General features: G+C 70.2%; 16 protein-coding genes. 7 read left to right on the forward strand and 9 right to left on the reverse strand.

Features of this window, described 5'->3' with window-relative positions:
• Positions 1–8: 8 nt before the first annotated feature.
• Positions 9–569: a DNA-3-methyladenine glycosylase gene (locus Q0Z44_RS03025; RefSeq protein WP_298010067.1), complete on the reverse strand. Its 561-nt coding sequence runs from the start codon at positions 567–569 to the stop codon at positions 9–11.
• A gap of 134 nt (positions 570–703) precedes the next feature.
• Between Q0Z44_RS03025 and Q0Z44_RS03030 the strand changes: the two genes are divergently transcribed.
• Both Q0Z44_RS03030 and Q0Z44_RS03035 read left to right on the forward strand, forming a co-directional pair.
• Positions 704–1,123, forward strand: a complete 420-nt coding sequence (locus tag Q0Z44_RS03030; protein WP_298010070.1) for a CopG family transcriptional regulator — start codon at positions 704–706, stop codon at positions 1,121–1,123.
• A 33-nt stretch (positions 1,124–1,156) separates the two neighbouring features.
• Positions 1,157–2,368 (forward strand): PHB depolymerase family esterase, encoded by a 1,212-nt coding sequence (locus Q0Z44_RS03035; protein WP_298010073.1) that lies wholly within the window; start codon positions 1,157–1,159, stop codon positions 2,366–2,368.
• Positions 2,369–2,371: 3 nt separating this feature from the next.
• Here Q0Z44_RS03035 and Q0Z44_RS03040 read toward each other — a convergent pair whose 3' ends face one another.
• From Q0Z44_RS03040 to Q0Z44_RS03065, 6 genes are all read right to left on the reverse strand, one after another.
• A complete protein-coding gene (locus Q0Z44_RS03040; protein WP_298010076.1) occupies positions 2,372–2,869 on the reverse strand; it encodes a hypothetical protein in 498 nt (165 codons plus the stop codon).
• A 33-nt stretch (positions 2,870–2,902) separates the two neighbouring features.
• Positions 2,903–6,007 (reverse strand): efflux RND transporter permease subunit, encoded by a 3,105-nt coding sequence (locus Q0Z44_RS03045; RefSeq protein WP_298010079.1) that lies wholly within the window; start codon positions 6,005–6,007, stop codon positions 2,903–2,905.
• Between the two features lie 9 nt (positions 6,008–6,016).
• Complete coding sequence (locus tag Q0Z44_RS03050) at positions 6,017–7,159, reverse strand: HlyD family efflux transporter periplasmic adaptor subunit (protein WP_298010082.1); 1,143 nt, start codon at positions 7,157–7,159, stop codon at positions 6,017–6,019.
• Between the two features lie 3 nt (positions 7,160–7,162).
• Complete coding sequence (locus Q0Z44_RS03055; RefSeq protein WP_298010087.1) at positions 7,163–7,804, reverse strand: hypothetical protein; 642 nt, start codon at positions 7,802–7,804, stop codon at positions 7,163–7,165.
• Positions 7,801–9,099 carry a TolC family protein gene (locus tag Q0Z44_RS03060; RefSeq protein ID WP_298010092.1) on the reverse strand — a complete coding sequence of 433 codons (1,299 nt, stop codon included), beginning with the start codon at positions 9,097–9,099 and terminating at the stop codon, positions 7,801–7,803. Before Q0Z44_RS03060 ends, Q0Z44_RS03055 begins: the two co-directional genes overlap by 4 nt.
• Positions 9,100–9,223: 124 nt before the next feature.
• Positions 9,224–9,655, reverse strand: a complete 432-nt coding sequence (locus tag Q0Z44_RS03065) for a hypothetical protein (protein WP_298010095.1) — start codon at positions 9,653–9,655, stop codon at positions 9,224–9,226.
• 84 nt (positions 9,656–9,739) lie between these two features.
• Between Q0Z44_RS03065 and Q0Z44_RS03070 the strand changes: the two genes are divergently transcribed.
• Genes Q0Z44_RS03070 through Q0Z44_RS03090 form a run of 5 tightly spaced genes read left to right on the forward strand, consistent with a single transcriptional unit; the run spans position 9,740 to position 14,868 of the window.
• Positions 9,740–11,524 (forward strand): NAD(P)H-dependent oxidoreductase subunit E, encoded by a 1,785-nt coding sequence (locus Q0Z44_RS03070; protein ID WP_298010099.1) that lies wholly within the window; start codon positions 9,740–9,742, stop codon positions 11,522–11,524.
• Positions 11,521–12,261 (forward strand): 2Fe-2S iron-sulfur cluster-binding protein, encoded by a 741-nt coding sequence (locus Q0Z44_RS03075; RefSeq protein WP_298010103.1) that lies wholly within the window; start codon positions 11,521–11,523, stop codon positions 12,259–12,261. The genes Q0Z44_RS03070 and Q0Z44_RS03075 overlap by 4 nt, the downstream gene beginning before the upstream one ends.
• 7 nt (positions 12,262–12,268) lie before the next feature.
• Positions 12,269–12,838: an NADP oxidoreductase gene (locus tag Q0Z44_RS03080; RefSeq protein WP_298010106.1), complete on the forward strand. Its 570-nt coding sequence runs from the start codon at positions 12,269–12,271 to the stop codon at positions 12,836–12,838.
• Positions 12,839–12,844: 6 nt separating this feature from the next.
• Positions 12,845–14,347: a Ni/Fe hydrogenase subunit alpha gene (locus tag Q0Z44_RS03085; RefSeq protein WP_298010111.1), complete on the forward strand. Its 1,503-nt coding sequence runs from the start codon at positions 12,845–12,847 to the stop codon at positions 14,345–14,347.
• A complete protein-coding gene (locus tag Q0Z44_RS03090; protein ID WP_298010114.1) occupies positions 14,344–14,868 on the forward strand; it encodes a hydrogenase maturation protease in 525 nt (174 codons plus the stop codon). Before Q0Z44_RS03085 ends, Q0Z44_RS03090 begins: the two co-directional genes overlap by 4 nt.
• Here Q0Z44_RS03090 and Q0Z44_RS03095 read toward each other — a convergent pair.
• Together Q0Z44_RS03095 and Q0Z44_RS03100 are read right to left on the reverse strand one after the other, a co-directional pair.
• On the reverse strand, positions 14,858–15,703 hold the full coding sequence (locus Q0Z44_RS03095; protein WP_298010118.1) for a crotonase/enoyl-CoA hydratase family protein: 846 nt from the start codon (positions 15,701–15,703) through the stop codon (positions 14,858–14,860). The genes Q0Z44_RS03090 and Q0Z44_RS03095 overlap by 11 nt on opposite strands.
• 28 nt (positions 15,704–15,731) lie before the next feature.
• The coding region (locus Q0Z44_RS03100; protein WP_298010123.1) for an FAD-dependent oxidoreductase at positions 15,732–17,345 on the reverse strand (1,614 nt) is incomplete at its 5' end.

The following is a 17,345-nucleotide window of genomic DNA, read 5'->3' on the forward strand; positions in this document are numbered from 1 at the left end:
TCGCATCGTCAGCGTAGGGGTCGACTCAGGTAACTCGAGCCCGCGAGGCCGAACCGCCAGGGCACGGCCACCGCCTTCGAGATGCCGATGCGGGCGCCGCTGCCGATGGGATGGAGTTGGTCCGCCATGAGCAGCTCGAACGGCGGCGCGTCCAGCGGCAGCCCGTTCATGCCGCCATGCACCGCGAGGGCCTGGCACAGGCGCCCGGGGCCGGCACACAGCAGATGGGCTTCCTGCAGCCCACGGCGATCGCGCATGGTGTCCACCCCCCGCTCGGGCAGGATCGCCCGGATGAGGACGGCCGCACCGTGGCCGGCCGGACCGCACACGAAGTTCAGACACCAGTGGAGGCCATAGGTGCGGTACACGTAAGCCCGCCCGGGCTCGCCGAACATGGCCGCGTTGCGCAAGGTGGGGCCGTTGAAGCTGTGAGACGCGGGATCGTCCGCCTCGTAGGCCTCGGTTTCGATGATCAGGCCGCCCACGCCGTCGATCCTCAGCGTGGTGCCGATGAGGGCGTACGCCACGTCGGGCGCGGCCGCCGAGAAATCGATGCCAGCCAGGTGCATGAGCAAAGCGCGCTTGGGGAGGATGGGCTGGGCACAAGGTAGCGCGAGTCACCGCTCACGGTGATGACCATGACGGTCAGGAGGTTACGACCTCGCGATTTCGCCATCCAAGTGGATGGCATCAACATGAGCCCGTGCCTGCCCTCACCCCTTCCGCCGCAGCCTCTCGCCCTTCCGACGAGAAGATCACCATCAATGTCGGCCTGGTGGATCTTGGCCAGATCGATCTGCTCGTTCAGGAAGGCTTCTATGCCAACCGGACCGACCTGATTCGCACGGCGATCCGCAACCAGCTGGCGGTACACGCCGAGGTGGTCAGGCAGGCGGTGGCCAGGCGAACGCTCGTGCTCGGCATCCATCACTTCGGCGTGGCGCAACTGCAGGCCGTGCAGGCCGCTGGCGAAAAGCTCGAGATCCGCGTGCTGGGCCTGGCTGTGATCGCCCCCGATGTGACGCCCGAACTCGCCCTCGCGGCGATCGACTCTGTGACCGTTCTGGGTGCGCTGCAGGCCAGCGCCCCGGTCAAGCAGGCGCTGTCCAGCCGCATGCGCTGAAGTGTCCTCCCCTCCTTCCTGCGAAAGCACCTCATGAATCCCTTGTTTCAGAAACTGATGGGCCAGGCGGCCCGCCTCACCAGCCGGGGCGATCTGCAACGCGCCACGGCGGCCATCCAGGAGGCCCTCGGCGCCGCGGCCTTTCGCGCGCCTGGCCAACGCGCCGCGCACGACGCATCGGCCAACGACGCTGTGATCGACGTCCAGGCGCGCGAAGTACCGGCGTCTGCCAAGCCGGTGGCCACGGCAACGGCCGCTTCGCGCAGCCCGGCACGCCCACCAGAGGCCGCACCCGCGGTGCCTGCCGAGGGGGAGGTGCTTCGCGGCACCTACGCCGGCTCAACCGGCCAACGCGACTGGCGACTGTATGTGCCGCCCGGAGACACCGCGGCGCCGCGGCCGCTGGTGGTGATGCTGCATGGCTGCACGCAGGACCCCGACGACTTCGCGGCCGGCACGGCGATGGACGAGGCCGCGCGCGCGCAGGGCTTCTACGTGCTGTATCCCGCGCAGGCCCAGAGCGCGAATCCCCAGCGCTGCTGGAACTGGTTCAAGCACAATCACCAGCAACGCGGCAAGGGCGAGCCGGCCTTGCTGGCCGGCATGACGCACGATGTGATGGCCCGACACGCCATCGATCCGCGCCGGGTCTATGTGGCCGGCCTGTCTGCCGGCGGCGCGATGGCCGCCATTCTGGGTGAGGCCTACCCCGATCTGTATGCGGCCGTCGGCGTGCATTCCGGTCTGGCGGCGGGCGCAGCCGACGACCTGCCTTCGGCGCTCGCCGCCATGAAGGGCGATGCGGCGAACGGCCCGTTGTCGCATGGCCTGGCGGACCTGCCGGGTCTGGAGACCTTCGCCCAAGGCCTTGCACCGAAAAAGAAGCGCGCGCCCCGGGCCGCCGGCCGGCGCACGCCCACCATCGTCTTCCACGGCGACCGGGACAAGACCGTGCACCCGGTCAATGGGGAGCACATTGTGGCCGCCTGCACCCAGCCCGCTGCCAACGACGAGGCCGCGTGCACCTCGGAGGAATGCGTGCGCAGCCCCAACGGCCGCGCGTACACGCGGCGGCTGCACGCGGATGCCGCAGGCCGCCCGCTGGCCGAGCACTGGGTCGTGCACGGCGCTGGGCACGCGTGGTCCGGCGGCAGTGCGCGGGGGTCGTACACCGATGCGGGCGGCCCGGATGCCAGCACCGAGATGCTGCGGTTCTTCTCGGGGCACGCCCTGCCGGAGCGGTAACGCTCAGTGCTTGTGCGTGCCGTGGGCGCCGTGCCCGGCATGGTCGTGGCCGTGGTCATGCACGTGCTGTGCCGCCGGCGCGGCATACGGTGTGAAGCGGGCCTGGGCGGCAGGCAAGCCCTTCGGGGTCACCGACACGATCGCCTTCAGTGTGGCCCCCGGCTGGTAGGCCCCCTCGCCCTTGAGCAGGTTGTCGCCCGCCGGCACGAGCTTCACCTGCGTCTTCCTGCCCTGTGCCAGCAGCGTCACGGTGCCCGAGGCGCCCGCGCTCGGCACGGCGTTGCCGCCATGGTCGGTCAGGTAGACGGCGACCGGCAGCGCGGCACCCCTGGCGTCCATCGGCGCCAGCACCAGTTCGTAGTGCAATGAACCGGCCGCACGCAGCTGGCCGCCATGCGGCGCCTTCATGCGATCCAGCGTGGCATCGTCATGGGCCAAAGCGGCTTGGGCCGCCAGCAGCATCGAGGCGGCCAGCAGGCACGAACGAATCAGTGAAGTCATGGTCATGGTCCTTTCTCTCTCAGGTTCAGGAAGTCAGAAACGTTCGCCCGTGCGGACTTCCACCAGACGGCGCGTGGCCGCCTCACCCCAGCGGCGGTACATCACCGGGGTCAACAGGGTGTCGAGCAGGGTCGAGCTGATGAGTCCGCCGAAGATGACCACCGCCACCGGGTGCAGCACCTCCTTGCCCGGGGCATCGGCCGCCAGCAGCAGCGGCACCAGCGCAAAGGCGGCCACCAGTGCGGTCATGAGCACCGGCGTGAGGCGTTCGAGCGAACCGCGCACCACCATCGCATCCCCGAAGCGCTCGCCTTCGTATGCGCACAGGTTGATGTAGTGGCTGATCTTGAGGATGCCGTTGCGGGTCGCGATGCCGGCCAGGGTCACGAAGCCCACAAGCGCGGCCACCGACAGCGGCTGCCCCGCCACGGCCAGCGCGATGACGCTGCCCACCAGCGCCAGCGGGATGTTCCCCATGATGATGAGTGCCAGCACCGTGGAGCGATAGCGCCCGTACAGCACGATGAACACGAGCGTCAGCGACACCGAGGCCAGCAAGGCGATGAGCCGCGCCGCCTGTTCCTGCGCCTGGAACTGCCCCTCGAGCGCCGTGAAGTAGCCCGTGGGCAGCGCGGTGTCGGCCACGGTGCGGCGGATGTCGGCCACCACATCCGACAGCGCGCGCCCTTCGGCGTTGGCCGACAGCACGATGCGACGGCGCCCGTTCTCGCGGCCGATCTGGTTGGGGCCGTCGCCCTCTTCCACCGACGCCAGCCGGGACAGCGGCACCGGCCCGCGCGGCGTGGGCACCAGCAACTGGCGCAGGGCCTCCGGCTCACGCGCCGCATCCGACAGCCGCACCACCAGGTCGATGCGGCGCGGGCCATCGATCACCTGAGTGATGCGCTCGCCTTCGATGAGCTGCTGCAAGCTGCGCAGCACCGCACCGGGCGCCACCCCGTACTGCGCCACCGCGTCGTAGTCCAGCCGGATCTTGAGCTGCGGGATCAGCACCTGCTTCTCGATCTGGAGGTCGGCCACACCCGGCACCGCGGCCAGCCGGGCTCGCAGTTGCTCGGCCGTGGCACGCAGGGTATCGAGGTCATCGCCATAGACCTTGAGCGCGATCTGCGCCCGTACACCCGACAGCAGGTGATCCAGCCGATGCGAGATCGGCTGACCGATGCTCACCGACGCCGGCAGCACCGCCAGCCGCGCGCGCAGGTCTTCGATGACGGCCTCGCGCGGGCGATCGGACGGCCTCAGGTCGACGTCCATCTCGGTGTAGTGCACGCCCTCGGCATGCTCGTCGAGCTCGGCCCGGCCAGTGCGACGGCCCACCTTGTGCACCTCCGGCACCTGCCTGGCCATCTGTTCGGCCAGCGCCGCAATGCGGGCCGACTCCTCGAGTGAGGTGCCGGGGTTGAGCAGCACGTTGACCGTCAGCGTGCCCTCGTTGAACGGCGGCAGAAAGCTGCGCGGAAACTGCGTTGCCGCCAGCGCCGCGAGCGCCACCGCCGCCACGGCCACGCCGAGCAGCGCCCTCGCGTGCCGGAACGACCAACCCAACAGGCGCGTGTCCCAGACCTTGAGGCGCCGCACCAGCGGGCTGTCGCCATGGTCCAGCCGCTTGAGCCGCGGCAGCAGCCAGTAGCACAGCACCGGCGTGACGGTGGTGGCCACCAGCATGCTGGCCAGGATGGACACGATGTAGGCCACGCCCAGCGGCGTGAACAGCCTCCCTTCGATGCCCGGCAACGCGAACAGGGGGATGAAGACGAGCACCACGATCAGGGTCGCGTACACGACGCCCGATCGCACCTCGCGGGAGGCATCGGCCACCACCTCCATGATGGGTCGTGGCTCGGCCAGCGCGCGGTTCTCCTTCAGCCGCCGCAGCACGTTCTCCACGTCCACCACGGCGTCGTCGACCAGCTCGCCGATCGCGATGGCCAGGCCACCCAGCGTCATCGTGTTGATCGACAGGTCGAACCAGCGGAACACCACGGCCGTGGTCAGCAGCGAGAGCGGAATGGCCGTCAGCGAGATCAGCGTGGTGCGCATGTTCAGCAGGAAGGCGAACAGCACGATGCCGACCATGATGGCGCCATCCCGCAGGGCCTCGACCACGTTGCCGATGGACCGCTCGATGAAATCGGCCTGACGGAACAGGAAGGCTGGGGCATCGATGCCGGCGGGGCGGCTGCGTGCCAGCTCCTCCATGGCGCGCTCGACCTCGCGGGTGAGCTTCACGCTGTCGGCCGTGGGCTGCTTCTGCACCGACATGATGACCGCCGGACGGCCGTTGTAGCCACCATCACCGCGGCGCACGGCGGGCGCCTCCAGCACCCGCGCCACCTGCTGCAGCAGCACCGGCTGGCCATTGCGCACCGCCACCACAAGCTTGCGCAGGTGGTTGATATCGGTGGTGCGCCCGAGCTGGCGGATCAGCCATTCGCGGCCTTGTGCCTCCAGAAAGCCGCCACTGGTGTTGCTGCCGAAATCCTGCAGCGCGCGCTCGACCTCGTCGCGCTCGACGCCCAGCGCCTGCAACTGCACGGGGTCGATCTCGACACGGAACTGCCGCACCTGCCCGCCGATCGTGATGACCTGCGCCACACCGGGCAGTGTCAGCAGGCGCGGGCGCACCACCGTGTCGGCGTAATCACGCACGACCATCGGGCTGACCTGGCCCGGATCGGCGGGCAGCGCCAGCAGCAGCACCTCGCCCATGATGGACGAGATGGGCCCGAGTTGGGGCAGCACGCCGGGCGGCAGGTTCTCGCGCACGAGGTTGAGCCGTTCGTTGACCAACTGGCGGTTGCGCAGGATGTCGGTGCCCCAGTCGAACTCGACGTAGACCACCGACAGGCCCACGCCCGACGTGGAGCGCACGCGGGTCACGCCCGGCATGCCGTTCATGCTGGCCTCGATCGGGAAGGTCACCAGTTGCTCGACCTCTTCGGGCGCCATGCCGCCGGCCTCGGTCATCAGCGTCACGGTGGGCTTGTTCAGGTCGGGAAACACATCGACCGGCATGCGCTGCACGCTGAAGGTCCCGTAGACGATCAGCAGCAGCGCCATGCCGGCGACGACCAGCCGCTGGCGCAGGCTCAGGTGGATGAGGAAATCGAACATGCGGACTCCTCAGCGCACCTGGGACAGCAGGCTCGCGCCCTGGGTGACGATGCGGTCGCCGGCAGCCAGCCCCTGGCGGATCGCCACGTCGCGGGCACCGAGCGGCTCGTGCTGAACCGGGCGCGGCACGAAGCGCTCGGGCTCGGTGTGCACCCACACGATGGTGCGGCCGGCGCTGTCGCGCGTCAGGGCCGAGGCCGGCAGGGCCACCCCCTCGCCCGCGGCCTGGCGGCGCACCATCACGCGCACGGGCTGGCCCACCGACAGCGGCTGTCCGGCATCCGTCACCCTGAAGCGCATGGGCACCGCCTGACCCTGCAGCTGCCGCCCGGTGGGCAGCGCGACCAGGGCGATGGCCCGCCCACCCGCCTCGCCTTCGGCAGACGCGATCTGGCCCGCCAGGCTCAGGTCATAAGCCGGCGCCTCGACCACCAGGCGTGCGGGATCGAGCACCTCGAACAGCAGCGCCTGGGCATCGACGACCTCGCCTGCCACGACAGAGACGGCACCGATGATGCCGTCGACCGGAGCACGCAAAGGCAGCCGTGCATCCAGGCTGGCTTCAATGGCGCGCAGACGCTGGCGGGCCGCCTGCGCCTCGATGCCGGCGGCCTCGATGTCCTTGGCCGGCACGGAGCCGTCCAGCTGTGCCAGGCGGGCCGCGCGGCGCTCGGCGAGCGCCACCTGCGCGGCCAACTCGGCACGCGCGCCCTGCCGATCACCACGTTCCAGTGCGGTGGCTGTGGGCACCAGCCATGCCAGCAACTCACCGCGGCGCACGCGCTGTCCGGGCGCCGGAAAGCCCTTGCCGGCCGGCTCGATCGTGCCGCCCTGTACGGCCTGCACCCGCCCGCCGGCGGCCGCATCCGGCACGACACGGCCATGCAAGGTGACGGTGCCTGCCAGCGGGCCAGGCTGCACGGCCTGCGTGCGCAGTGACCACTGCCGTTGCACCGGCTTGGGCACGAAGACGCTGCCATCCGGTTGCCGCCGGGCCGGCTCGCGGGCGGCCACGCCGTTCGGCACGGTGGCCTGCGCTGTCGCCGGGGTGTCGTGGGCGTGGTCTTCACCACCATGGGCCCACGCAGGGGCGGTCAGGCTCAGGGACACCACCAGGGCGCCCACAAGCACGGGAAGAATCTTTCGGTCCATGTGTCAGCTCCCGGTGTTCACGTTTGGCGATGCGGCCAAACGCCGGCGGTTCAGCGCGCGCAGCGCCGTGGCCGCCAAGGCGCCGAACACAGCCCCGGCCAGCACCCACAAGGCGGTCGTCCACCCGCTCGCCGCTTCCGGGTGGTCGTGGTCGCTGTGATCGTGGTCCGCAGCGGCGGGCGCCTCCGGCACGTCGAGTTCGGCCGTCAGCAAGTCCTCGGTGTCACCCGACTGAACCGACACGGTCAGAGGGTGGTGCCCGGGCTTCGGCGCTTGGGCGAGCTTCAGGTCGTACACGCCTGGTTCGCTCTCGGCAGCCACGGCCGTGGCGCCGAGGCCCTCCACCTCCACGCGCGCGCCCGCCAGAGGCACGTTGGTCGCCGCCTGGTCGAGGTACACGCGCAGGCGCCCGGGCTCGAGCACCGCCACGAATTCCACCTCGTCGGTGCGGGTCACCGCGCGGGGCAGCACACCCGGCAATGTGGCCGGCGTGGCAGCCTCGTCACCATGGTCTTCGCCGCCATGCGCCCATGCAGGGCCCACGGCGCCGATGCAGGTCAAGGCGAGCAGCGCCGCCATCGCGGGACGCCGCACGCGCTCACACAGAAAGGACATCAGGGGGTGAGGCATCTTGTTCAGGGTCATGGCAGCCTCCCGAGGGCATGCTGAAGTTGGTCTTGGGCCGCATCGAGCGCCCGGCGCTGACGGCGCAGTTCGCGGTCGGCGTCGAACGCCCCGGCCCGCGCCCGCAGCAGCGTGGCCAGGTCGACCTCGCCCAGTGAAAAGGCCTTGCGCAGCAGCCGCTCGCTGTCGGCAGCCAGTTCGGCTCGCTCGCGGGCCAGGCCGAGCCGCGTGCGTGCGGTGGCCAGGGCCTCGCGCGCCTCGGTGAGGGCCGCGTGGAGTCGCGCCGTGAGCTGCGCCATCCGCGCATCGGCCTCAATCCATTCCGCCCGCGCGCCGGCGCTCGCCCGCAGGGTGCGCGGTGTGGAGCCGAGGGGCACGCTCACGCGCACCCCCACGGTGTTGTCGAAGGACTCGGTGGTGTCACGCCGCTCGCGCACCACGCGCACCGCCACTTCCGGGGCCTCGCGCGCCGCCGCGGCAGCCACGTCCACGCGGGCCTCGGCCACCGCTGTCTCCAGCTGTGCGGCCTGCAACGCGGGGTGCGCGTCCACGGTTACCTCTTCCGTCTGGGCCGACGGCCACGTGGCACTGGGTACCTGGGCCGCCATCGGCAGCCCGGTCAGGGCCTGCCACCGCCCTTCGGCGGCCCGCAGAGCCTGCCGCGCTTCCGCCAGTTCGCTGCGGGCAGCCAGCCACTCGGCCGAGGCCGCATGCGCGTCCACCCGGGCGAGCTCACCAGCACGATGGCGGCGCTCCACATCCTGCTGCAAGGCCTCGGCGGCTTCCACCCGGCCCTGCAGCACGGCGACCTGGTCCTGCGCGCTCAGCACGGTCCACCAGGCTGTCCGCACGGCTTCCGCCACCAGCAGTTTCTGCGCGGCGGCTTCCGCCTCCAGCTGCGCCTGGCTGCGCTCGGCCAACGTGCGACCGGCTCCCCGCTGACCCGGCCACCACAGCGGCACGCTCAGCTCGGCTTCCCACTCCTGGCGCGGGGCACGCGTGCCCGCACGGTCGCTCAGCCGCCCGAGGCTGGCGGTCGGCGGGGATGACACCCACGCGCCCGCCACCGACAGGTCGGCCTGCTGCTCGGTCTGGCGGGTGGCCAGGGCCTGGGCCCAGGGATGGCGCTGCCACGCGGCTTCAACGCCCTGGCGCAGCAGCAGCGGGCCGGCGGCTTCGGCGGGCCACGCATTGCGAGCCACCGTGACAGCCGGCTCGGCGCCCGCGGGCGACGCGGCCAGCACCGGCCGCGCGAGCAGCACGGCCGCACTGGACAGGGCACACGCGCACCCCGTCAAAAAAACAGATGATTTCATGGGCTTCCTCGAAAGCGTCTCAAGCGCAAACGGCGAGGAAGCGGTGGGCGCACCAACCGACCCGGGCAGCGCCCAGGTTCAACAGTCAGGGTCGGGCACGCGGGAAGACACCCCGGCCACCGCTTCAGGCGGCGCGGGCGATCGGCGGACGGTGCAGCGGCTCGGTCAGGGCCGAGCGGAACGACTTGGCCAGGCCAGGCACCAGCAGGTCGCGCGCGGTGAGCGCAGCGGTCTGCACGTCCAGCACACGGGCGAAGGGCACCAGGTGCGATCCCATGCAATGCAGCAGGCCGTCACAATCGGCCTGATCGGACGCTTGCCCTGAACTGCCACTGTCTGACGGATGCAAGCCGGCGTGCGGGCAAGGCTCACCGTGCAGACTGAAGGCGGCCGCACCACCGTGGTCGGCGTGGTGGGCCATCACCGCGTGGTGTCCGTGGTGGGCATCGTGCCCCCCCTCGCCATGACCCGCCCCTGTCTGCGCCGATGCAGCAGGCAGCAACCCGCATGTCGGTGCGGCAAAAGCCAGCAACGACTGCAGGGGCAGCAGGCACATCAGGAAGATCGCGAGAAAGCGACGCACAGGGCTTGTCAGGATGCGGTGAATGGGTTCATTGTAGAACGCCAGAAGCCCCCGCGCATGCCGCCGAACACTGCCCCGCCCCAATTGCTGGATCTGGATGCCCTGCTGGCCCCATGGCCCGCCGGGCCGGGCGCGTTGCTGCAGGTGCTGCGTGAGGTGCAGGCGCGCCTTCACCACGTCCCCGAGTGGGTCGTCGATGCGCTCGCGCACCGCTGGAGCATGGGTCACGCCGCCATTCGCAGCGTGGTGAGCTTCTACCATTTCCTCAGCGCCACGCCGCGCGGCCGCTACACCGTTTACCTCAGCGACAGCCCCACCGACCGCATGCAGGGCAGTGAAGCGCTGCTGGCCCGCCTGTGCGAGCAACTTGGCGTGACACCCGAGCAGACACGCGCCGACGGGCTGGTGTCGGTGCACCGCACCGCCTGCACCGGGATGTGCGACCAGGGCCCGGCCGGCCTGGTCAACGACCGGCCCCTCGTGCGCCTGACGCCCCGCCGCATCGACGAGATCGCCCACCTGATCCGCACCGCCACCCCGCTCGAGGCCTGGCCCCCCGACTTTTTCGAGGTGGACAACCCCGTGTGGCGCCACCAGCAGACCCTCAGCCACCCCATCGCGCCGGGCACCGCGCTGCAACGCATGCTGGTCAGCGGTCTGGACACGGGTCGCGCCGAGATGATCGCCACCCTGCGTGATGCCGGCCTGCGCGGGCGCGGCGGCGCCGGCTTTGCCACCTGGCAGAAGTGGCTCGCCTGCCAGCAGGCGCCGGGCACCAAGGCCATCACCTGCAACGCCGACGAGGGCGAGCCCGGCACCTTCAAGGACCGCCTGCTGCTGATGGACTGGGCGCACGAGGTCATCGAAGGCATGACGCTGGCCGCCCTCACGGTGGGCGCGTCGCATGGCTTCGTGTACCTGCGCGGCGAGTACGCCTTCATGGCGCACCACCTCACCCAGGTGCTGGCCGAACGCCGCGCTGCCGGCTGGCTCGGGCCCGACGTCGCCGGCAGCGGCCAGCCTTTCGACATCACCTTGCACTTGGGCGCGGGTGCCTATGTGTGCGGCGAGGAGACCGCGCTGATCGAGTCTGTCGAAGGCAAGCGCGGCATCCCGCGCACCCGACCGCCCTTCCCGGTCGACCGCGGCTACCTCGGCCTGCCCACCGTCAACAACAACGTCGAAACCTTCGTGCAGGTGGCGCAGATCGCCGTGCATGGCGCGGCCTGGTTCCGCGCCCACGGCACGGCACACTCGCCCGGCACGCGGCTGCTCAGCGTCGCGGGCGACGTGGCCAGGCCCGGCCTCTACGAGGTCCCGTGGGGCATCACCGTGGCCGAGGTGATGGCCGATGCCGGCGCCACCGACGTGCAGGCCGTGCTGGTGGGCGGCCCCTCCGGCAAGCTGATCGACGCCAGCCAGCTCGGCCGCCAGATTGCCTTCGAAGACCTGCCCACCGGCGGCGCCTTCACCGTGTTCGACACCCGCCGCGACATGCTCGACATCGCCCGGCAGTACACGCATTTCTTCGCCCATGAATCGTGCGGCTTCTGCACCCCTTGCCGCGTAGGTTGCGTGCAGCTGGCCGACACGGCCGACCGCCTGCTGGCCGGCCGCGCCGGGCCCCGCGACATCGCCCGGCTGCAGGAAACCGGGGCACTGATGCAGCGCCTCAGCCACTGTGGCCTCGGCCAGACCGCGGCCCACCCGCTGCTCGACGTCCTCGCGCACTTCCCGGACCAGGTGCACCGCCGGCTGGTACCCGATGCCCAGGCATTCGACGTGGATGCGGCCACCGTCCACCTGCCCGCCACGCGGCCTCCCACCGTTCCCACGCCATGAACGCCCTGCCCCCCGCCGCGGAAGCCGCCACATCCACCTTCATGCTCGACGGCCGCAGCATCCCTTTCACGCCCGGCCAGACCGTGATGCAGGCTGCCACCGCCGCCGGCATCTACGTTCCACACCTGTGCCACCACGCCGACTTCGAGCCCGTCGGCAGTTGCAAGGTGTGCAGCATGCAGCTCGACACATCGACAGCCCCCCGCATGGTCACCGCCTGCACCCTGCCCGCGCGCGAAGGCCTGGTGCTGCACAGCGAAACCCCGGCCGTGCAGCACGACCGCCAGCGCCTCGTGCAGATGCTGTTCGTCGAAGGACAACACCACTGCCCTTTCTGCGAGAAGAGCGGTGCGTGTCACCTGCAGGCCGTGGCCTACCACGTCGGCATGGTCGACACGCACTTCGTGCACGCCACCACGCCGCACACGGTCGACGCCTCGCACCCCGACGTGTGGCTCGACCGCAGCCGCTGCATCCTGTGCGAGCTGTGCGTGCGCGCCAGCCGCGACGTCGACGGCAAGAACGTGTTTGCCATCGGCGGCCGCGGGGCCCGGACCACGCTGCTCGTCAACAGCGCCAGCGGCCTGCTCAAGGACAGCACCGTCGCCGCCACCGACCGCGCCCTGTCCTTCTGCCCCGTGGGTGCGCTGATGCCCAAACGCCAGGGCTTTGCCGTGCCCATCGGCGCACGCCCCTACGACCACGCCGACATCGCCGAACGGCAGGCCGACACCTGAGGCGCCCATGTCACAGCCCCTCGCCCCGCGCCCGCTGCGCATCGCCACCTGCTCGCTGGCCGGCTGCTTCGGTTGCCACATGTCGCTGCTCGACATCGACGAGACCCTGGCCGATCTGGTCGACCTCGTCACCTTCGACCGCAGCCCGTTCACCGACATCAAGACGTTGTCCGAAGACGGCATCGACATCGGCCTGATCGAAGGCGGCCTGTGCAACCACGAGAACGTGGAGGTGCTGCGCGCCTTCCGCGCCCGCTGCCGCGTGCTGGTCGCCGTGGGCGCGTGTGCCATGTACGGCGGCGTGCCGGCCCTGCGCAACGGCATCCCGGTGGCCGAGCTGATGCAGACCGCCTACCTGGCCGAGGGGCTGCACGATCCGCAACTGCCCCGCGACCCCGAGCTGCCGCCGCTGCTCGACAAGGTGCTGCCCGTGCACGAGGTCGTGCCCGTGGACCTGACCCTGCCTGGCTGCCCCCCTCCGGCCGACGCCTTTCGCGCCCTGGTGCTGGCCGAACTCGCCCGGCGCACGCCCGACATCGCGACCGAGCTGCCGCTGCACGCCCGCCGCTTCGACTGACCCACCATGCCCCACCCGCTTGAAACCGCCTCTCAGCCCGACGGCCTGCGCCGCGTGGTGATCGACCCGGTCAGCCGCGTCGAGGGCCATGGCAAGGTCACCCTCCTGCTCGACGAACACCGCCGCGTGCAGCAGGCGCGCCTGCACATCGTCGAGTTCCGCGGCTTCGAACGCTTCATCCAGGGCCGGCCCTACTGGGAGGTGCCCACGCTCGTGCAGCGCCTGTGCGGCATCTGCCCCGTCAGCCACCTGCTGGCCGCCAGCAAGGCCTGCGATGCCTTCGTGATCGGGCACGCGCGCATCACGCCCACCGCCGAGAAGCTGCGGCGCCTGCTGCATGCCGCACAGGTGCTGCAATCGAACGCGCTGCACTTCTTCCACCTCGCCTCGCCCGACCTGCTGTTCGGCTTCGACGACGCCGTGCCCCACCGCAACGTGATGGGCGTGCTGCAGGACCACCGCGAGCTGGGCCTGCAGGGCATCCGCCTGCGCAAGTATGGCCAGGAGGTGATCCGACTGCTGACGGGCAAGCGCATCCACGGCACGGGCTCGGTGCCCGGCGGCTTCAACAAGCCCCTGTCGGCCGCTGACCGCGACCTGATGCGCGCCGACATCGACCAGGTGATCGACTGGTGCGCGCAGACCGTCGACCTGGCGCGCGACCTCTTCGTGCAGCACCTGCCCGAGCACGGCACCTTCGCCGACTTCCCGTCGATGTTCATGTCGCTCGTGCGTGCGGACGGCGCGGCCGACCTGTACGACGGCGCCCTGCGCGTGACCGACGCGGCAGGCAACCTGGTGGTCGACCAAGTGGACGTGCGCGGCTACGACGCCCTGATCGGCGAGGCGGTCAAGCCGTGGACGTACATGAAGTTCCCCTTCCTGCGCGCACACGGCCCGGACACGGGCTGGTATCGCGTGGGCCCGCTGGCCCGCATCAACAACGCCACCTTTCTCGACACCCCACGGGCCGAAGCGGCCAGGCAGGCCTTCAAGGCCTGGGGCGGCGGGCGGCCGGTCACGGCCTCGCTGGCCCAACACTGGGCCCGCATGATCGACACGCTGCACTGCGCCGAAACCATCGCCCACCTGCTGGATGACCCGGCGCTGCTCGGCACCGACCTCATGGCCACCGGCACGCCGCTGCGCGAAGGCGTGGGCGTGATCGAGGCGCCCCGCGGCACGCTGATCCACCACTACCGCATCGGCGAAGACGACCTCATCACCCACGCCAACCTGATCGTCTCCACCACGCACAACAACACCGCGATGAACGAGGCCGTGCGCCAGGTGGCCGCGCAGTGTTTCGATGGGCGCGAGCTCACCGAAGGCCTGCTCAACCGCATCGAGGTGGTCATCCGCGCCTACGATCCCTGCCTGTCGTGCGCCACCCATGCGCTGGGCAAGATGCCGATGCGGCTGGAACTGCGCGATGCCGACGGCGCCCTTCAGGACGTGCTCCTCAAGCACGAGGACGGCAACCTGGAACGACCGGAGCTCGCCGAATGAGCCTGTGGGATCAGCCTCCCGATCGCGCGCCCCTGCTCGTCATTGCCATCGGCAACCCTGCGCGGGGCGACGACGGCATCGGCCCGGCGCTGGCCGATCGGCTGCAGGCGTGGCTCGCTTCACAGCCATCCACGCTGTCCGATCAGATCGAGGAGATCACCACCATGCAACTCTCGGCAGAAGATGTGCTGGACCTGACCGACCGCACGCACGTGCTGGTGATCGACGCCCAAGCCACCCCGTCCCCGCATCCCGAATGGACCGCCGTGACGGCCGCCCCCGAAGGCCCGGCCTGGACCAGCCACCACCTCACACCGGCGCACCTGCTGAGCCTGTACACCCGGCTGTTGCAGACCGCACCGCCGCCCTGCACCGTGCTGTCGGTGCCCGGGTCGGACTTCACGCTGGGCGCCCCCTTGTCCGAGGCCGCACGCCTTCAGGTCGACCTCGCATGGCGCGCGCTGCAGGCCTGGCTGGCCCCGCACCTCGCGCACCCCACGAACACCGCACTCAGTCCTTGAACTGGGGCGTCTGCTTGGCCATCCCGGCCATCATCGCCGCCGTCAGGTCGGTCGACATCAGCATGGCCGCGTTCCACGTGGCGATGTGGTTCAGCCCGTCGGCCACCGAGTGGTCGCGGCTGTAGTTCAGCATCTCCTTCGTGCCACGGATCGACAGCGGCGACTTGGCCGCAACCTGGGCCGCCACCTCACGCACACCGGCCTGCAGCGCCTCGCGGCTGTCGAACACGCGGTTCACCAGCCCGATCTCGCGCGCCTCGGTGGCCTCCACGCGGCGGCCCGTGTAGGCCATCTCACGCACGATGCCCTGGTTGCCGATCAGCTTGGGCAGGCGCTGCAGCGTGCCCACGTCGGCCACCATGCCGATGTCGATTTCCTTGATCGTGAAGTAGGCATCGGCCGAGCAATAGCGCATGTCGGTGCAGCTGATCAGGTCGACGCCACCGCCAATGCAGCCACCGTGGATCGCGGCGATCACCGGTTTGCGGCATCGCTCGATGCTGGTCAGCGTGTCCTGCAGTTCGAGGATCAGCTGACGCAGCTTCTCACGCATGCGGCCATCGCAGTCGTCCTTGATCTGACCCTGCAGCCCCATCATCATCGACAGGTCGATGCCGGAGGTGAACAGGCGCCCCTCCCCTTCGATGATGGCCACCCGGGCCTCGGGCGTGCGGTCCACCCACTGCATGGCGCTGCGGATGTCCTGCCACATCGCCCAGTTCATCGCATTGGCCTTGTCCGGCCGATTCAACGTCACGGTGGCGATGTGGTCGCTCAGCGTCACGCGCAGCGTCTCCAGCTGCGGCGGGGTCGTGTCCACGGTGTTCTGGCTCATGGTGTGATCCTGTTCTTCACGCGCAACATCAAAGCGCCGCGGCCACTTCGGTGCCCTGCTTGATCGCGCGCTTGGCGTCCAGCTCGGCGGCCACGTCGGCCCCGCCGATCAGCGTCACCTTCACGCCCGCTGCCTGCAGGCCGTCCTGCAGCGCACGGAACGGCTCCTGGCCGGCACACAGCACCACGTTGTCCACCGGCAGCACGGTCTGCTGCCCGCCCACCGTGATGTGCAGGCCCTGGTCGTCGATCTTCTCGTAGGTGGCGCCCGCGATCATCTCCACATTGCGGTTCTTCAGCGAAGTGCGGTGGATCCAGCCCGTCGTCTTGCCCAGGCCGTCGCCCACCTTGCTCGTCTTGCGCTGCAGCAGGTACACCTGGCGCGGCGGCGTGTCCAGCTTCGGCGCCTTGATGCCACCGCGCTCGGCGTAGCTCGTGTCGATGCCCCACTCGGCATAGAACTTCTCGGGCACCAGCGAGGGGCTCTCACCTTCGTGCGTCAGGTACTCCGACACGTCGAAACCAATGCCGCCCGCGCCGATCACGGCCACCGTCTTGCCCACCGGCTTCTTGTCACGCAGCACGTCCAGGTAGCTCAGCACCTTGGGGTGGTCCACACCCGGGATGGCCGGCGTGCGCGGCGCCACGCCCGTGGCCAGCACCACCTCGTCGAAGCCGCCGTCGATCAGGTCCTGCGCCGACACGCGCGTGTTGAAGCGCGCCTTCACGCCGGTCAGCGCCAGCTGCTTGCGGAAGTAGCGCAGCGTCTCGTAGAACTCTTCCTTGCCCGGGATCTGCTTGGCGATGTTGAACTGGCCGCCCACATCGGCGTCGGCCTCGAACAGCGTCACATCGTGGCCGCGGCTGGCGGCCGTGGTGGCACACGCCAGACCGGCAGGGCCGGCGCCCACCACGGCGATTCGCTTGGGCTGGCTGGCGGGTTCGATGACGAGTTCGGTTTCATGACAGGCACGCGGGTTCACCAGGCACGAGGTGATCTTGCCGCTGAAGGTGTGGTCCAGGCAGGCCTGGTTGCAGCCAATGCAGGTGTTGATTTCATCGGCCTTGCCGGCTTCGGCCTTGACCACGAAGAAGGGATCGGCCAGCAGCGGGCGGGCCATCGACACCATGTCGGCGCAGCCCTCGGCCAGCACCTGCTCGCCCACTTCCGGCGTGTTGATGCGGTTGGTGGTGACCAGCGGGATGCCGACCTGGCCCTTGAGCTTCTTCGTCACCCAGGCAAAGGCGGCGCGCGGCACGCTGGTCGCAATCGTCGGGATGCGGGCCTCGTGCCAGCCGATGCCCGTGTTGATCAGCGTGGCGCCGGCCGCCTCGACGGCCTTGGCCAGCTGCACCACTTCGTCGAAGCTCGAGCCGCCATCCACCAGGTCCAGCATCGACAGGCGGTAGATCAAGATGAAGTTCGGGCCCACGGCCTCGCGCGTGCGGCGCACGATCTCCACCGGGAAGCGCATGCGGTTCTCGTAGCTGCCGCCCCACGCGTCGGTGCGCTGGTTGGTGCGCGCGGCAATGAACTCGTTGATCAGGTAGCCCTCGGAGCCCATGATCTCGACACCGTCGTAGCCGGCCTGCTGGGCCAGCTGGGCGCAGCGCACGAAGTCGGCAATCGTCTGCTCGACTTC

It is taken from the genome of uncultured Aquabacterium sp. (genome assembly GCF_947366995.1).
Taxonomy (GTDB): domain Bacteria; phylum Pseudomonadota; class Gammaproteobacteria; order Burkholderiales; family Burkholderiaceae_C; genus Aquabacterium.

Excerpts from the sequence above, each read along its gene's own strand:
- Q0Z44_RS03025 (WP_298010067.1), bottom strand. The coding sequence starts at position 569 with ATGCACCTGGCTGGCATCGATTTCTCGGCGGCCGCGCCCGACGTGGCG.
- Q0Z44_RS03035 (WP_298010073.1), top strand. The coding sequence starts at position 1,157 with ATGAATCCCTTGTTTCAGAAACTGATGGGCCAGGCGGCCCGCCTCACC.
- Q0Z44_RS03040 (WP_298010076.1), bottom strand. The coding sequence starts at position 2,869 with ATGACTTCACTGATTCGTTCGTGCCTGCTGGCCGCCTCGATGCTGCTG.
- Q0Z44_RS03045 (WP_298010079.1), bottom strand. The coding sequence starts at position 6,007 with ATGTTCGATTTCCTCATCCACCTGAGCCTGCGCCAGCGGCTGGTCGTC.
- Q0Z44_RS03050 (WP_298010082.1), bottom strand. The coding sequence starts at position 7,159 with ATGGACCGAAAGATTCTTCCCGTGCTTGTGGGCGCCCTGGTGGTGTCC.
- Q0Z44_RS03055 (WP_298010087.1), bottom strand. The coding sequence starts at position 7,804 with ATGACCCTGAACAAGATGCCTCACCCCCTGATGTCCTTTCTGTGTGAG.
- Q0Z44_RS03060 (WP_298010092.1), bottom strand. The coding sequence starts at position 9,099 with ATGAAATCATCTGTTTTTTTGACGGGGTGCGCGTGTGCCCTGTCCAGT.
- Q0Z44_RS03065 (WP_298010095.1), bottom strand. The coding sequence starts at position 9,655 with ATGTGCCTGCTGCCCCTGCAGTCGTTGCTGGCTTTTGCCGCACCGACA.
- Q0Z44_RS03070 (WP_298010099.1), top strand. The coding sequence starts at position 9,740 with ATGCCGCCGAACACTGCCCCGCCCCAATTGCTGGATCTGGATGCCCTG.
- Q0Z44_RS03075 (WP_298010103.1), top strand. The coding sequence starts at position 11,521 with ATGAACGCCCTGCCCCCCGCCGCGGAAGCCGCCACATCCACCTTCATG.
- Q0Z44_RS03080 (WP_298010106.1), top strand. The coding sequence starts at position 12,269 with ATGTCACAGCCCCTCGCCCCGCGCCCGCTGCGCATCGCCACCTGCTCG.
- Q0Z44_RS03085 (WP_298010111.1), top strand. The coding sequence starts at position 12,845 with ATGCCCCACCCGCTTGAAACCGCCTCTCAGCCCGACGGCCTGCGCCGC.
- Q0Z44_RS03090 (WP_298010114.1), top strand. The coding sequence starts at position 14,344 with ATGAGCCTGTGGGATCAGCCTCCCGATCGCGCGCCCCTGCTCGTCATT.
- Q0Z44_RS03095 (WP_298010118.1), bottom strand. The coding sequence starts at position 15,703 with ATGAGCCAGAACACCGTGGACACGACCCCGCCGCAGCTGGAGACGCTG.